Below are 15,506 nucleotides of genomic sequence, written 5' to 3'. Positions count from 1 at the left end.
GCTGAAAGCATTAGATTTCCGGTCTCGGAGAGTTGCCAGAGGCACTGATGTCGCTATCAGAGCTGAGTCGTTTGATATTTCCTTGCCAGACCTCATCGTGCAAGGCACCAACAAAAAGACTGTCGAGCTCTATGTACTCGGCTTTTGCCTTGATCAACAGTGCATGATCATCAAGCGCCCCTGAAAGCTCGAGCGATAATTGTTCCAGCACGAACTCGTCCAGCATGACGCTATCCAACTGCGTGCTGATTTGCAGACGGCCATCGCCACCCTCACGCACGCTGATATCGGCAGTCAACTGTCCGAGCGAATATTGTTGCCAGCTTAATGCCTGTCCCTGAAGCTGTGCTGTGATATCGGGCTTTTCTGTGTGACCAGTCAACACACCGTTAGCCGATAACTGACCAGCCAGTTCCGGATAGAAATTGCTCAGATCGGGGGAATCCAGTTGCCACTCAAAAGCCAGCACATCCGTCATTTTGCCCTTGACTTGTAATGATGAAGCACCGCTGGACAAGACCAGCATAGGCACATCCAAGGCTGAATTCAGGTAACTCAGTTCGCTCTGTAGCAACACCGGCAAGTCTCTAAGCACACCTTCGATCCGCAGATTATTTGCTGTCAGTTGAATGTCATCATCCTCAAGCTGAAAGCCGAGCTGCCCTTGACCATCAAGACGCCCCTGCCAATCTGCCAGCAGGATACCGGGATTAAAGTCTTTGAGCGTCAAGTCACCGGCAACGCTAATGAAATCTTGCCAGGTGATAGCTCCGGTAAAACCTGCCCTGGCGCCTGCATGGCGTATTAGCAGCTCAAATCGTTCAAAGCCTGACTGATCGCCATCTCCATTGAGCGTCAGCTGCAAGGGCTGTTGATCAACCTCCAGCGACATTTCACTATTGAGCACAAACTCGCTTTCATCCCCGCGCAATTGAAGATTACCTTGCGGACTGCGAATGCTAACAGGGGCCAGCCCTTCGGGAATGCTAATCTCCTGCCACTGGCTATCCAGCAATAAATAAAGTTGATCCGCCCAATCAACACGTCCTTCAGCAGACAAACGTCCGATATCACTGGCTAATTCGAGCTGTTCAATTACTGCATGATTCGGACTTGCTTGAATTCGACTGTCCAGCTGAAGTTGCTGGTCAGGTATCAGCTCATCACCACGAAGTTCAGCTTGCGCGCTCAACTCTATCAGCAACTCATCCAAATCACCTGCCAGTGAAAAACTGCCCTGACTGTCCTTCACTAACAAATCAGCATCGTCGTATGGCCAGATGATATTTGACCAATCGCCAGCGACATCGAAATCAGGCTTCCCGGTCAGCACGGCATTGATTTGCCCGGCAAGATTCAGTTCACTCCTGCCATCAATGCCGGCGCGGATATCGACCATCCAGTCATCAAAACCGCTACTGGAAAAGTCTGCTGCCAATGCCAGTTCCGGCAAGCCCACCTCGATCAAATTAAATTGCAGTGTGCCGTCAATCGACTCCAGACCGCCATTGGCAGACAACTTTAATGCACTGATCTGAGCTGTCTGCTCGTCAACAAAGTCGGCGACTTGCCATTGCCCACCGGCTAACTCAATTTGCCAGCCAAGCTGCCCCAACAGTTCGGATAATTCAACATCCAACTGTGCCTCTAATGGTGGGCGACTGTTTTGCTGAACACGCAGTAAAGTGGTGTCACCTTCAATGCTTCCGTTGAAGCCCAGTGTAGGTAAGTCCGGCAATTGCACATTGATATCCGTGCCAAGTTGCATTGAATACGGCGGGTTGATGTCAACCGCACCTGCCAGTTGCAATTGCAGTTCATCGCGCTCGACTGTCAACGAATCCAATGACAAGGTCGAATGACGTAGATGCAATTGGCTGCTCAGTCGATTGAGTATGACAACGACATCCCCCTCCACTGAGGTGAAATTAAGTCCTTCCAGTCGCAATGATTCGATTTCGATGGCCACCGGCAAGGAAATTTCGACAGGCTCAGAGTCGTCAGTTTGAGTAGCTGGTGTTTCACGATCGATGATGTGCAGATCGTTGATTGCAAGTTCAGTTATTTTTGCCTTACCGCGCAGAAGCGCCATAGATTGCCAACGCATCTGAACGCTGGCAATTTCGACCAAAGGCCCCGCTTCAGCGGCGTAGCGAATCTCTTCAAGGGAAAAAGCACTTGCCAGACGACCCTCTGCTTTACCGATTTTCAGTTCAGGGACAAACCGCTCTACAGTTTCAATCGCGTATTGAAAGCCTGAGCTTGTAGTCATCACCCAGGTGATCGCCATCGCTATCAGCGCAACGCTCACCAATACAGCAAAAAACGCCAGTTTCAGTGCACGTTTCATTAAAAATCCGGCCCTATGACAATGTGAAAGCCAAATGGCTTGTTATCAGCAGAAATGCCTCTGGCAATATCCACACGAATGAGTCCAACTGGGGAACGCCAGCGTACGCCGACACCCACACTGTATTCGATGGGGTCGCTCCAACTGTTGAAGGCATTACCAAAGTCCGTGAACAAAGCGCCGCCCCAGTTCTGCAAGAACATGTGTTCGTATTCGACACTACCCACGGCAAGATAACGTCCACCAACAACTTCATCGTTTCTGTCTGTCGGTCCCAGTGATTCAAAGTCAAAACCACGGATACTGCTATCGCCACCGGCAAAGAATCGTAAAGAGCTTGGTAAACGATCAAAATCATTCACCTCGGTCGCACCGACGGTGCCTCGTGTGATAAATCGACCGCGCTCACCCAAGCCGCGAATCAGTTTGCCTCTGACAATGACCTGACCAAAAGTGATATCCGATAACAAGGATTCCGATGCGCCTGAAAGACTCAACGACAGGCTTGCGCCACGGCGGCTGTAGAGCGTGTCATCAGCCCAGGTTCGACTCCAGGTAATGCCCGGAATCAAAATGGTGGATGTGGTGGTATCGTCGGCTATTTTGAAGCGCTCATTCAGCAAGCGAATATTGCCGGTTTCATCCCAGCCGAAGCGCGTGGTGGTGTAAAAACTACCGATTGCAAAAGCACGGCTTTCACTGGTATCAGTTTTTTGTTGTTTGAGCTCAGAAGTGATACCTACCGCGCTAATCCGTTCACTCCAAAATGGCATAAGGTACTCAGTACCAATGCGATTAGTGACTTGCGACAGACGTGCATCGGCTGACAATCGATGACCTCGCTGATTAACATAACGGTTTTCCCAACCAAGACCCAGTCGAGCGCCTGTATCGGTTCCGTAACCAATGCCGGCGGTGTAACGATGCTTTGCCGTTGGTTCCAGCTCAATGGCCAGATCAACTTCCCCATCGGCACGCTCATCTGTCAGCGCCTGAACTGAGCTGACATCAAAGTATCCGCTGTTATTCAAGTTGTTACGCAATGCCAATACTTTGCTGGCTTCGTATGGGTCACCCGCTTCAAAGGGTGTCAGCTTTTCAAGCAACGATTCGCCGACCACTGTCTTAGGAAATTGCGGTTTTGCAAAATAGTATCTTTGACCAGAATCATAATCTAAATAAATACTTGCCGAATTTTGTTCAGGATCAACATTAACTCTTTGTCTGGTCAATCTACCGTCAAAATAGCCTCGTTCAGCTGCTAGTCGAAGAATATCCCGTTTGGCAGATTCATAGGCAGCATGGCTGAAATTATCGCCAGGGCTTATTGGAAAGTTTTCTTTGAGTCGTGTGAAAGCGGGATCAGATTCGGCTGAACCTGTAATGTTGACGCTGACCTGTTCGACAGTCACGGTTTCACCGAGAGAGACCACATAACGTGCGATCCATAATGCATCCTGCTGCTCAAGACTGGCATCAATACTGGCGTGGTAATAGCCGTAGACTTCAAGCATCGATTGCAATTCATCAATCGCCTGTAAATGCAGGCGATTGACCAGCCTTTCACTCAAACGCGCACTGTTTTTTTGCCTGACGATGCCGAGGCCATTGAGTAATGCATCTGTTTGCCCCTCTGGGGCACCTTCAAGGCTGACTTCTATTCTTGGGGTTGCCGAATCTGCACTCGCCAATCCTGCACAAAGCAACATGATAAGCGCCAAAACGGCTAGCGGATTGAGGCGAGAACTGTTGCAAAACATAGATGTGGATAGGGCCTGTTTGAGTAGTTTCGGGCCGGGATGCGCCCGGGCGATTCCACCTATTATGACAGGCTGAGGCGGATCTGGTTCAAGCAAAGCCGCTTTTTAGTCGTGCGTAACTGACTTGTTCGCCTTGAAATTGCTGGGTGAACAGCCGAAAAACCGATTAAAGCGGCGGCTGAAATGACTGAGATCGGTAAAGCCATGGTTGTAACAGGCTTCGGTGATGCTCTGCCCTTTGCGTATGGCATCCGCAGCGGATTTCAACCTGATTTGCTGTTGAAATTCGCCCGGTGTGCAGCCAAGTTGTTTTTTGAACTCAACATACAATCGACTGCGGCTCATGCAGGCCTTGCGGCACAGTTGATCAATGTCCAGCGGTGCCGTCAGATTTTTTTCCAGACAGCTGATAGCCGCAGTAATGCCTGAGCTGTCCGGCGCCTGATGACAATAACTGAGCAAGACTTCCCTGCCCTGTTCTCGAAGCAAGCGAATCACCAGTTCTGACACTCCCAGATCAAGCATGATTTCCTTGTCGGGGTGGTTATCAGTAAACAGCATCACCAGTTTTTCCAACAAGCGCTGTGTTTCGTCGGTATGGTGCGTGTGAATGATTCTTGGCTGATATTCCCAGTCGTGGTCGACCGCATCCAGGCGAGTCAGATCGCGCATTCTTTCCGAGATATTTTCGATGCGATCTCGTGAGATTTCTATTGTCAGGCAGGTGGTGGGATTGCGCTCATCTGCATCAGGAAAGTCAATTTCCACGTACTCACCAGGCGGCATGACATATGACTCATGCGGTAAAAACAATTCTGCTTGCTGTTGCCGAAAATCATGCATCACCTTTCGTCCGGTCACCATGCCACAGAACAACAGCTGTTGAGCATCCAAACCTACGCCACTTGCTGAACGATAAGTGTCGTAAATACTCAATTCCGTTTCAGGTCCGTTGAAGGTGAGTTTGTTCTCGACCAGAAGGTTTCTGCGTTCCCGGCGTTTTTCCAGCGGTAATTTGTCAATTTGCATGGCAGTTTGTCTGTCGATGACGGTTTCTGGATTTTGAGACTGAACTGGACTCTGAGTCAAGTAATCTGGAATCAAGGTCAAGCATAGTCAGACGCCACAGCTTTATTCTGCATGGTTGAAAGCCTTTATACATAACCATAAAACCGAGAGAGAACCCTATGATATACGCAAAACCTGGAACAGACGGCGCCGTCGTTTCGTTCAAATCACGCTATGAGAACTTCATTAACGGTCAATGGGTAGCGCCCGTCAAAGGCAGCTATATGCCTAACGTCACACCAGTCACCGGCCAGGTGTTCTGTGAAGTGCCGCAATCCACCGAAGAAGACATCAACCTTGCCCTGGATGCTGCTCACGCCGCCAAAGATGCCTGGGGCAGAACGTCCGTCATGGAACGCAGCAACATTTTGCTGAAAATTGCTGATCGCATCGAAGCAAACCTGGAATTGCTGGCTGTTGCGGAAACCTGGGACAACGGCAAGGCAGTCCGTGAAACACTCAACGCTGACGTGCCATTGTCAGCCGATCACTTCCGCTATTTTGCGGGTTGTATCCGGGCACAGGAAGGTTCGATTGGTGAAATCGATGACAACACTGTTGCCTACCATTTCCACGAGCCTTTGGGTGTTGTCGGTCAAATCATCCCCTGGAACTTCCCGTTGCTGATGGCCGCCTGGAAACTGGCACCTGCCCTGGCTGCCGGTAACTGCATCGTGCTTAAGCCTGCAGAACAAACGCCCGTCTCCATTCTCAAGCTGATCGAGTTAATTGAGGACTTGCTGCCACCGGGTGTACTCAATGTCGTCAACGGCGTTGGCGCCGAGGCAGGTAAAGCACTGGCAACCAGCACCCGTATCGCCAAAATCGCCTTCACAGGTTCAACTCCAGTTGGCTCGTTGATCATGAAATATGCTGCGGACAACATCATTCCATCAACTGTTGAGCTCGGCGGCAAGTCACCGAACGTATTCTTCGAAGACATCATGCGTCAGGAAGAAGACTACATTAACAAGTGTGCCGAGGGCCTGGTGCTGGCCTTTTTCAATCAGGGCGAAGTCTGCACCTGCCCTTCGCGTGCAGTCATTCAAGAAAGCATTTACGACGATTTCATTGCTGTGGTCATGGAGCGCGCCAAGCGAATCAAACGTGGCAACCCGCTGGATACCGACACTCAAGTAGGTGCACAAGCGTCTCAGGAACAATTTGAGAAGATTTTGAGCTATGTCGAAATCGGTAAACAGGAAGGCGCGCAATTGCTGATGGGCGGTAATGTTGAACAGCTCGGCGCTGAGTTTGACTCGGGATACTACATCGAGCCGACCTTGATGAAAGGCCACAACAAAATGCGTATCTTCCAGGAGGAAATCTTTGGGCCGGTTGTCTCGGTCACAACCTTCAAGGATGAAGCCGAAGCACTGGCGATTGCCAACGATACCGAGTTTGGTCTGGGTGCCGGTCTGTGGACACGCGACATGAATCTGGCTTACCGGATGGGACGAGGTATTCAGGCTGGTCGCGTTTGGACCAACTGTTACCATCACTATCCTGCGCACGCAGCCTTCGGTGGTTACAAAAAATCTGGTGTTGGTCGCGAAACTCACAAGATGATGCTGGATCACTATCAGCAAACCAAAAACCTGCTGGTCAGCTACAGTACCAGCCCTCTGGGTTTCTTCTAGACCACTGCTTCATAATGACTCTCCCCCAAGCCTGGCTTGCGGGAGAGTTTTTTATTGCGTAATTTTCAAAGTCAGGTTTTGATCAAACAACTCATTACAAGAACGATAAAGGTATTTCCACATGGCTCAGGAAAACATTGAATCCACCCTGCTTGAACATCGCCGGTTTGCACCCGATGCAGCATTTGTAAACCGTGCCGGCATCACTGCCAACAAACTCGAACAACTGTATCAACAGGCTGCTGAGGATCATGAGGCTTTTGGGCCAACATCGCCCGACAGGAAATTGACTGGTTCAAACCTTTCACTGAAACACTTAACAGCGATAATGCACCGTTTTTTCGCTGGTTTACCGATGGCGAGCTGAATGTTTCCTACAACTGTCTGGACAGACATCTGGACAAGCTTGGCGACAAGACAGCCATTATTTTTGAGGGTGAGCCCGGAGACACCCGGCACATCACTTACCGTGAATTACACGCCATGGTTTGCCAATTTGCCAATGCGCTGAAAGCCCAAGGCATTAACAAAGGCGATCGCGTCATTATATATATGCCGATGATTGCAGAGGCCGTGGTCGCGATGCAGGCCTGTGCCCGGATTGGTGCCATTCACTCGGTGGTATTTGGTGGCTTTTCCGCTGAAGCACTGAAGGATCGCATCGAAGATACCGCTGCCCGGCTTGTGATTACCGCTGATGGCGGTCATCGTGGCGGCAAAGTTATTGAATTGAAAAAAACCGCCGATGTTGCACTGTCAAAAGGCTGCAGCAGTGTCGAGAAAGTCATCGTTTTCCAACGTACCGGCCATGATATTGCCATGCAGAGCGGTCGCGACATCTGGTGGCATGACGCTGAACAAGGCCAATCACAACAATGTGCTGCTGAGCCCGTCAATGCCACTGATCCGTTGTTTCTGCTCTACACTTCAGGCTCAACCGGTAAACCCAAAGGCATTCAACACTCCAGTGGCGGCTACTTGCTCAACGCCATTACCACCATGCGCTGGGTATTTGATATTCAAAGCTCAGATGTTTTCTGGTGCACTGCTGATGTCGGCTGGATTACCGGCCACACCTATGTTGCATACGGACCTCTGGCCACCGGGGCCACCATGATCGTTTATGAAGGTGTGCCCACTGTTCCGGATGCCGGAAGATTCTGGGATGTTTGTGCTCGACATGGCGTGACTATTTTCTACACCGCGCCAACCGCAATCAGAGCACTGATGAAAGCTGGCGATGAGATCCCTGCCCGTTACGATTTATCTAAACTGCGTTTATTGGGCACAGTCGGTGAACCTATCAATCCAGAAGCCTGGATGTGGTATCACACCGTGATTGGTGAATCTCGCTGTCCGATTGTCGATACCTGGTGGCAGACTGAGACTGGCGCTCACATGATCGCCCCCGTACCGGCAGCAACCGTAACCAAACCCGGCTCCTGTACTCAGGCATTGCCGGGCATTGATGCTGCTGTAGTCAATGAACAAGGCGATGAAATCACCAATGCGCATCAGGGTGGTTATCTGGTCATTCGCAAACCCTGGCCGTCCATGTTGCAAACGATCTGGGGGGATGACGAACGTTACAAGAGCACTTACTGGCCAATGTTTGATGGGAGGTTCTATCTGGCTGGTGACAGTGCACGCCGCGATGAAGACAACTACTTCTGGATTATGGGACGCATTGATGATGTATTGAACGTTTCAGGGCACCGACTCGGCACCATGGAAATTGAGTCTGCACTGGTGGCACATCCTGCTGTGGCCGAAGCAGCCGTGGTCGGCAAACCTCACGAAGTCAAAGGCGAATCGGTATTTGCCTATGTCGTGCTCAAAGGTGAGCGCCCTGAAGGTGGCATTGATGAAGCGATGACCAATGAACTTCGCTCCTGGGTGGCTGAGCAAATCGGGCCTATCGCCAAGCCGGATGAAATTCGCTATTCAGATAACCTGCCCAAGACCCGTTCCGGTAAAATCATGCGTCGCTTGTTACGAACAATTGCCAAAGGCGAGGAAATCACTCAGGATACTTCCACGCTTGAAAACGAGGCAATTCTGTTGCAATTGCAGGGTAAAGCCTGACACAGAGCCCCTTCTGAGCTTTTCCGAAGGGGCGCTACTTTGAACTGGATAGATGAAAAAAACTGCACAAGCCAACGCTGATCAAGAAACACAACGGCTGGACAAATGGCTTTGGGCTGCTCGCTTCTACAAGACCAGAGCGCTTGCAGTTGAAGCCATCAATGGCGGTAAGGTACATGTTAACGGCCAGCGAGCAAAACCGGGGCGCTCGATTCGTATCAACGATGAACTCACAGTTTCAAAGCCGCCCTATGAGCATGCGATTCAGGTGCTTTCATTACAGATGCAGCGTCGCCCTGCAACCGAAGCCCAGCAGTTATATCAAGAATCTGAAGAGAGCATTGCCAAGCGCACACTGCTTCAACAACAGCTTAAAAATGAGCCTTTGGGTTTTCGTCACGAAAAAGGTCGTCCCAGCAAACGTGACCGGCGCCATATCATCAAATTCACACGTGGCGATTAGACGGCACGCTGCTTAAATTCGGCATTTCAAAGGTGACCGCAATATGAGTCGCAGCACAGACACAGACCACGACAACACAACGCAAAATTCACTGTTGCAACAGGCAGATAGCACTCAGCCAGCCTTGAATTATGCGGTATCTTTGCAAAACGCTGCGGCAAGCGTTGGTTTTGACTGGCCGGACAGCACAGGCGTCATCGCCAAAATTAAAGAAGAGCTGGATGAAGTGGCCGCCGAAATCCACAGCGATGACCAGGCACGCCTTCACGATGAAATCGGTGATCTACTGTTCGCAGTGACTAATCTGGCACGGCATCTCAATGTGGATCCGCAGCAGGCACTGGAACAATCAATCCATAAGTTTTACCGGCGATTCAATTACATCGAGCACCAATTGCACAAACTGAATAAAACACCGGAGAGTTGTGACCTGGCAACACTGGACTCACTCTGGGATGAAGCTAAAGCTCATGAACGCGGTAGCACACCGACACAAAAAAGCCGACGTTAGTCGGCTTTTTTAATCATTCACATCTTAAACTTACTGTGGATTGTCGACACACAAAAATTCCAGCAGTGCTTTTTGTGCATGTAGTCGATTTTCGGCTTCCTGCCAGACCACGCTTTGCTGACCATCAATGACACTGGCAGAAACTTCTTCACCACGGTGTGCAGGCAGGCAATGCATAAACAGAGCATCTGGCGCGGCCAACTGCATCAGTGAGTCATTGACCTGAAACGCCGCAAAGGCCTGCTCTCGCTTACGTTGTTCTTCTTCCTGACCCATGCTGGCCCAGACATCAGTCACTATCAAATCAGCGTCACGAGCCGCCAGTTCTGGCTGGTGAAACAATGCAATTTCAGCTTTAGTTTCGGCCACAATTTCAGGCTTGGGCTCATAGCCCGGTGGCGTTGCAATATTAAGCTTAAAGCCAAACAGTTCCGCAGCATTAATATAGGAATGACACATATTATTGCCATCACCGATCCAGGCAACCGTTTTACCGGCAATATCGCCACGCTGTTCATAGTAGGTCTGGATATCGGCCAGTAACTGACAAGGATGATAATCGTCAGTCAAAGCGTTAATCACAGGCACTGAAGAGTATTGAGCAAAACGTTCGACCTTGCTGTGCTCAAAGGTGCGAATCATAACCGCATCCACCATGCTGGAGATGACTCTGGCCGAGTCTTCTATCGGCTCACCTCTTCCCAGTTGCGTATCATCAGGGGACAGGAAAATCGAACCACCACCAAACTGCAGCATCGCAGATTCAAAGGATACCCGAGTGCGTGTTGAGGATTTTTCAAAAATCATCGCCAACACCTTGTTTTTGAGCGGCTCATAGCGCTCTCCAGCCTGATGCATGGCTTTCAATTCAATAGCACGGTGAATCAGCTGCTTTAACTCGCTCGCACTGAGATCTTTCAGTGTTAAAAAATGTCTCATTATCAGGCAACGCTCACAACAGTCCGTGTGGACAGAAATTCGGTAACTAAATCACTCAGCTGATCAACGATTTGCATCGCTTCAGCTTCGTTGATGATCAGCGGCGGCAGCAAACGGATAACTTTTTCAGAAGTGACGTTAATCAACAGACCTTTTTCCAATGCCAGGCCAACCAGCTCGCCACAAGGCACTGCCAGCTCAATACCAAACATGAATCCAGCGTGACGCACTTCTTTAACACCTTCGTGCTGATCCAGCCGTTTTTTGAAGGCCTGGAACATCTGCTCGCCCAGTGTATTGACATTGTCCATCAACTTTTCAGTTTCAATGGTCTGTAACACAGCCAGCGCTGCTCTACAGGCAAGCGGGTTACCACCAAAGGTCGAGCCATGATTGCCCGGTTGGAATAAGCCGACTGCGGAACCAGCGACAAGACAAGCTCCAATAGGCATTCCGTTACCAAGCCCCTTGGCCAGTGTCATCACATCAGGGATCACATCCTGAGCATGCTGGAAAGCAAACCACTTACCTGTTCTGCCTATGCCGGTCTGTACTTCATCGAGAATCATCAATAGTTTGCGTTGGGTGCAAATAGACCTGACTGAAGCCAGATAATCACTGTCAGGCACCTTGATGCCACCCTCGCCCTGAACAGGTTCAAGCATGACAGCCACGGCTTCTGGCCAATGACCAATGGCCATTCTCAAAGCATCCAGATCGTTATATGGCACCCGAACAAAACCCGGAACCAGCGGATCAAAACCCGCTTGAACTTTTGCGTTACCGGTCGCAGTCAGGGTTGCCATGGTCCGGCCGTGAAAACTGCCATCCATCACAATAATGACCGGTTTGCTGACCCCTTTGGCGTGACCAAACTTTCGAACCAGTTTTATGGCCGCTTCGTTGGCTTCGGCACCGGAGTTACAGAAAAACACCTGCTCCATGCCTGAAATCTCAACCAGCTTGTCAGCCAGTTGCTCTTGCAATGGGATGCGGTAAACATTCGAGGTGTGAATCAGTTGGCTTGCCTGATCCTGAATCGCAGCGGTTACTCGAGGATGACAGTGACCAAGATTGCACACAGCAATACCACTCAGCGCATCAAGATAGCGCTGACCGTTGCTGTCGGTTAACCATGCTCCCTCACCCTTCACAAAAGAAACATTAAGTCTTCCGTAGGTGGGCATGACTGAATCGGTCATGTCTTTCACTCCCTGCCATGATAATGGCGACACTGCAAAACCAAACTACGACAAACAAAAAATGGCAGTTTCTTCCGAAACTGCCATTTTCCCGAAACCCGTTATTTTATAACGAAATTGTTTACTTGGCAAAAACCACAGGAACGTTTTGCATTAGCCAGCGAAGTTGGCCGCCACAAAGTCCCAGTTGACCAGTTTCCAGAATGTTTCCAGATATTTTGGTCGTGCATTGCGGAAGTCGATGTAATAAGCATGTTCCCAGACATCGCATGTCAGCAGCGGAGTTTGACCTGAAGTCAGTGGGCATCCAGCATTGCTGGTGTTGACAATTTCAAGCTTGCCATCTGCATTTTTGACCAGCCAGGTCCAGCCAGAACCAAAGTTGGTCGCGGCAGACTGACTAAATTTGGCTTTGAACTCGTCAAAAGAGCCAAAGGCTTCGTTGATGGCATCGGCCAGGGCACCACTGACAGCATCTGTGCCGTTAGGGGTCAAGCCGTTCCAGTAGAATGTATGGTTCCAGATCTGGGCAGCATTATTGAAAATACCACCGCTTGATTTGACGATGATTTCTTCCAGAGATTGACCTTCAAACTCAGTGCCGGGAACCAGATTGTTCAGGTTGGTCACGTAGGTTTGGTGATGCTTGCCGTAGTGATACTCGATGGTTTCAGCAGAAATGTGCGGTTCGAGTGCGTTGTTTGCGTAAGGCAGTGGTGGCAATTCAAAAGCCATAGATAATCTCCTGAGTGAAAATAACCGAGTAAATAAGTCAACTAGTCTAGTAGACGGCAATGCCTATATCAAGTTCGATCGACTATAAACCATCTCTGTGACGATAACGTGAACAATGACTGTGGCTCCACAGGCTGACAGTTTCAGCGTCAACGTTGTGATAAGCTGGATTTAACTTCAATAAGTTACTGTATTGAACATCTGCGTCAGACCAGGTTGATTCATTCAGCAAAATCCATCATCAAAGAGAGATCCAAGCCCATCAGCACAGCGTCTTCCCTGCCCTGTTCCGCTGGATAATAGCCCCGCCGGATCGACATCTCATTAAAACCTTGCTGCAAATAAAGTTGCTGAGCACGATGATTGGAGCGTCGGACTTCCAATACGATAAGTTTTGCCTGTCGTTGCTGTGCATCATTTATCATCTGCTCAAGCATGAAACGACCAATGCCTTTGCCCTGCTGTTGTGGCTGCACACAGATATTTAACAGATGCGCCTCGTCCAGAATATTCTGCACGATGAGATAACCTGCCATGCTGTCCGGCAACTGGTAGACCCATGATTGATAATTGCCGCTCAGACAGTCGGCAAAGTTCTGTTTCGACCAGGGAAAGCGATTAGCGCTGCGTTCAATTTGCAACACTTCAGCCAAATCCGCCTCATTCATTGGTCGACGGACAAGATCTTTCATTCAGTGCCTGCTCTAAGCCAGGCCTGAGCTTGTTGCCAGAACTGTGCCTTGCGAGCTGGCGTTGCAAGCAGATTCGACAGTGAATCAGTGACAAACAAGCGGATACCGTTATCAAGCATAAGTGCGCCCGATTTTAGTGGCGTTGCCTCAGAAAACACCTGTGGACAAGACCCAATAATCAGCAGACTAAAGTGAGACTCAGACAAGCCGAGCAATGCCGAAGCATGAGCCGGTGTCAATTGTTCCAAATCAGCAAGATTCAGCTGAAACGCTATCAAGATCGCCTGAAACAAACGCTGCTCAGCAGCACTCATTTGCTGAACATCTTCCATCATAATGCCAAGCGTTTTGCTGAGCTGCACCGATGGCTGATGGCCAGCTGTCTCAATGTTGCCTGTCCGTTGCTGCCAGACAGGAATTTTCATTGCCGCCAGTGCTGAAAGCTGAGATGCGGTCAGTGACATATCAAACCTGCGGGTGCGCCCGTTCTGCTGGCAGCAACATCTTGTTTAAAGCATTGATGTAAGCTTTGGCCGAAGCGATCACAATGTCGGTATCCGCTCCCTGGCCGCTGACAATACGACCACCTTTTTCAAGCCGGACATTGACTTCGCCCTGTGCATCGGTACCGCTGGTGATGTTGTTGACTGAATACAACTGCAACTCGGTATGACTTTGCACCATTGACTCAATCGCTTTATAGACGGCATCCACCGGACCACTTCCCGACATCTCGATGTGCACTTCGTCATCATCAAAAGCAAGCGTCACCGAAGCTACCGGTGTTTCACCTGTTTCACTGCACACTTTCAGTGACACCAGACGAATACGCTCATTTTCAACGTCGATAGTGTCGCTGATCAGCGCCTGCAAGTCTTCATCAAAAACTTCATGCTTTTTATCGGCCAGCTCTTTAAAGCGGGTAAATGCGGCATTCAGTTCTGCTTCAGACTCAAGCTCAATGCCCAGTTCCTGTAAACGAGTACGGAAAGCATTTCGACCAGAATGTTTACCCAACACCATGCGGTTGGTATGCCAGCCCACATCTTCTGCTCGCATGATTTCATAGGTTTCACGGCTTTTAAGAACACCATCCTGATGAATACCCGACTCATGAGCAAACGCATTGACGCCCACAATGGCCTTGTTGGGCTGCACAGCAAAACCTGTAATGCCTGAAACCAGTCTTGAGGCAGTCACAATCTGAGTAGTGTCGATATTAGTGTCACAAGGAAACACATCCTGACGGGTCCGAACTGCCATCACGACTTCTTCCAGTGCCGCGTTGCCGGCACGTTCACCCAAGCCATTAATGGTACATTCAACCTGCCGAGCACCATTGATGACAGCAGATAGTGAATTTGCCACGGCAAGCCCCAGATCATTGTGACAATGTACTGAAAAAATCGCCTTATCCGCGTTGGGAATGGTATTGCGCAGCATTTTGATGAGATCACCAAACTGATGCGGCAGGTTGTAACCGACCGTATCAGGAATATTCAGAGTCGAGGCACCTGCATCAATGACCGCTTCCAGCACCCGGCACAAAAACTGCGGATCGCTTCGCCCGGCATCTTCAGGAGAAAACTCAACATCATCAGTATATTGGCGCGCTCTTTTAACTGCTTTTACCGCATTCTCGATAACTTGCTCTGGCTCCATTCGCAGCTTCATCTTCATATGAATCGGCGAGGTAGCAATAAAGGTATGAATACGTGAGGCATTGGCTGGTTTCAGCGCTTCACCCGCCCGGTCAATATCAGCATCAAGTGCCCGGGCAAGTCCACAAATCCGACTGTCCTTGACTGCCGCAGCGACCGCCTGAACAGCTTCAAAATCACCGATACTCGCAATCGGAAAACCGGCTTCAATCACGTCAACACGCATTCGCTCCAGCGCTTTGGCAATGCGTACTTTTTCCTCCTTGGTCATGGAAGCACCAGGGCTTTGTTCGCCATCACGCAATGTGGTGTCAAAAATAATCAATTTATCTGTCATATCAGCTCCGTTCTGGCGGCTTTGCCATCATCTTCAGCAAGTTATCTGGTAGTCATCGTGCAC

The 15,506-nt window shown here is 49.8% G+C and carries 12 protein-coding genes and 1 pseudogene; 4 read left to right on the top strand and 9 right to left on the bottom strand.

Annotation, left to right across the window (positions count from 1 at the left end; all coding sequences use genetic code 11):
* Positions 1–10 precede the first annotated feature (10 nt).
* The 3 genes from MPL1_RS05135 to MPL1_RS05125 all read right to left on the bottom strand — a co-directional run bounded on the left by MPL1_RS05135 (position 11) and on the right by MPL1_RS05125 (position 5,139).
* On the bottom strand, positions 11–2,350 hold the full coding sequence (locus MPL1_RS05135) for a translocation/assembly module TamB domain-containing protein (RefSeq protein WP_009726063.1): 2,340 nt from the start codon (positions 2,348–2,350) through the stop codon (positions 11–13).
* Complete coding sequence (locus MPL1_RS05130) at positions 2,350–4,059, bottom strand: autotransporter assembly complex protein TamA (protein WP_152417586.1); 1,710 nt, start codon at positions 4,057–4,059, stop codon at positions 2,350–2,352. The genes MPL1_RS05135 and MPL1_RS05130 overlap by 1 nt, the downstream gene beginning before the upstream one ends.
* 156 nt (positions 4,060–4,215) lie before the next feature.
* Positions 4,216–5,139: a helix-turn-helix transcriptional regulator gene (locus tag MPL1_RS05125; RefSeq protein ID WP_040576901.1), complete on the bottom strand. Its 924-nt coding sequence runs from the start codon at positions 5,137–5,139 to the stop codon at positions 4,216–4,218.
* Between the two features lie 158 nt (positions 5,140–5,297).
* On the opposite strand from MPL1_RS05125, the gene exaC reads away from it, so the two are divergent.
* From exaC to MPL1_RS05105, 4 genes and pseudogenes are all read left to right on the top strand, one after another.
* Complete coding sequence (gene exaC / locus MPL1_RS05120) at positions 5,298–6,818, top strand: acetaldehyde dehydrogenase ExaC (protein WP_009726060.1); 1,521 nt, start codon at positions 5,298–5,300, stop codon at positions 6,816–6,818.
* Positions 6,819–6,939: 121 nt separating this feature from the next.
* Positions 6,940–8,903: pseudogene (gene acs / locus MPL1_RS05115) on the top strand (acetate--CoA ligase).
* A gap of 52 nt (positions 8,904–8,955) precedes the next feature.
* Positions 8,956–9,366 (top strand): RNA-binding S4 domain-containing protein, encoded by a 411-nt coding sequence (locus MPL1_RS05110; RefSeq protein ID WP_009726059.1) that lies wholly within the window; start codon positions 8,956–8,958, stop codon positions 9,364–9,366.
* 43 nt (positions 9,367–9,409) lie between these two features.
* Positions 9,410–9,877: a MazG nucleotide pyrophosphohydrolase domain-containing protein gene (locus MPL1_RS05105; protein ID WP_009726058.1), complete on the top strand. Its 468-nt coding sequence runs from the start codon at positions 9,410–9,412 to the stop codon at positions 9,875–9,877.
* Positions 9,878–9,907: 30 nt separating this feature from the next.
* Here the strand turns inward: MPL1_RS05105 and argF are convergent, their stop codons facing one another.
* The 6 genes from argF to MPL1_RS05075 all read right to left on the bottom strand — a co-directional run bounded on the left by argF (position 9,908) and on the right by MPL1_RS05075 (position 15,443).
* Complete coding sequence (argF, locus tag MPL1_RS05100) at positions 9,908–10,816, bottom strand: ornithine carbamoyltransferase (protein WP_009726057.1); 909 nt, start codon at positions 10,814–10,816, stop codon at positions 9,908–9,910.
* 2 nt (positions 10,817–10,818) lie between these two features.
* On the bottom strand, positions 10,819–12,018 hold the full coding sequence (locus tag MPL1_RS05095) for an acetylornithine transaminase (protein WP_009726056.1): 1,200 nt from the start codon (positions 12,016–12,018) through the stop codon (positions 10,819–10,821).
* Between the two features lie 153 nt (positions 12,019–12,171).
* Positions 12,172–12,753 (bottom strand): superoxide dismutase [Fe], encoded by a 582-nt coding sequence (gene sodB / locus MPL1_RS05090; RefSeq protein ID WP_009726055.1) that lies wholly within the window; start codon positions 12,751–12,753, stop codon positions 12,172–12,174.
* Positions 12,754–12,974: 221 nt separating this feature from the next.
* Positions 12,975–13,445: a ribosomal protein S18-alanine N-acetyltransferase gene (gene rimI / locus MPL1_RS05085; RefSeq protein ID WP_009726054.1), complete on the bottom strand. Its 471-nt coding sequence runs from the start codon at positions 13,443–13,445 to the stop codon at positions 12,975–12,977.
* Complete coding sequence (locus MPL1_RS05080; RefSeq protein ID WP_009726053.1) at positions 13,442–13,909, bottom strand: DNA polymerase III subunit psi; 468 nt, start codon at positions 13,907–13,909, stop codon at positions 13,442–13,444. The genes rimI and MPL1_RS05080 overlap by 4 nt, the downstream gene beginning before the upstream one ends.
* 1 nt (position 13,910) lies before the next feature.
* On the bottom strand, positions 13,911–15,443 hold the full coding sequence (locus MPL1_RS05075; RefSeq protein ID WP_009726052.1) for a 2-isopropylmalate synthase: 1,533 nt from the start codon (positions 15,441–15,443) through the stop codon (positions 13,911–13,913).
* Positions 15,444–15,506 lie beyond the last annotated feature (63 nt).

Origin of the sequence: Methylophaga lonarensis MPL, from assembly GCF_000349205.1 — a bacterium.
In the GTDB taxonomy this organism is placed as follows: Bacteria; Pseudomonadota; Gammaproteobacteria; order Nitrosococcales; family Methylophagaceae; genus Methylophaga; species Methylophaga lonarensis.
Note: the sequence above shows the minus strand (reverse complement) of the source record. Positions and strands in the feature narration are given on the sequence as shown.

Coding starts and splice junctions, on each gene's coding strand:
- MPL1_RS05105 (WP_009726058.1), top strand. CDS start 9,410: ATGAGTCGCAGCACAGACACAGACCACGACAACACAACGCAAAATTCA.
- MPL1_RS05110 (WP_009726059.1), top strand. CDS start 8,956: ATGAAAAAAACTGCACAAGCCAACGCTGATCAAGAAACACAACGGCTG.
- rimI (WP_009726054.1), bottom strand. CDS start 13,445: ATGAAAGATCTTGTCCGTCGACCAATGAATGAGGCGGATTTGGCTGAA.
- MPL1_RS05125 (WP_040576901.1), bottom strand. CDS start 5,139: ATGCAAATTGACAAATTACCGCTGGAAAAACGCCGGGAACGCAGAAAC.
- MPL1_RS05075 (WP_009726052.1), bottom strand. CDS start 15,443: ATGACAGATAAATTGATTATTTTTGACACCACATTGCGTGATGGCGAA.
- exaC (WP_009726060.1), top strand. CDS start 5,298: ATGATATACGCAAAACCTGGAACAGACGGCGCCGTCGTTTCGTTCAAA.
- MPL1_RS05135 (WP_009726063.1), bottom strand. CDS start 2,350: ATGAAACGTGCACTGAAACTGGCGTTTTTTGCTGTATTGGTGAGCGTT.
- MPL1_RS05080 (WP_009726053.1), bottom strand. CDS start 13,909: ATGTCACTGACCGCATCTCAGCTTTCAGCACTGGCGGCAATGAAAATT.
- sodB (WP_009726055.1), bottom strand. CDS start 12,753: ATGGCTTTTGAATTGCCACCACTGCCTTACGCAAACAACGCACTCGAA.
- MPL1_RS05130 (WP_152417586.1), bottom strand. CDS start 4,059: ATGTTGCTTTGTGCAGGATTGGCGAGTGCAGATTCGGCAACCCCAAGA.
- MPL1_RS05095 (WP_009726056.1), bottom strand. CDS start 12,018: ATGACCGATTCAGTCATGCCCACCTACGGAAGACTTAATGTTTCTTTT.
- argF (WP_009726057.1), bottom strand. CDS start 10,816: ATGAGACATTTTTTAACACTGAAAGATCTCAGTGCGAGCGAGTTAAAG.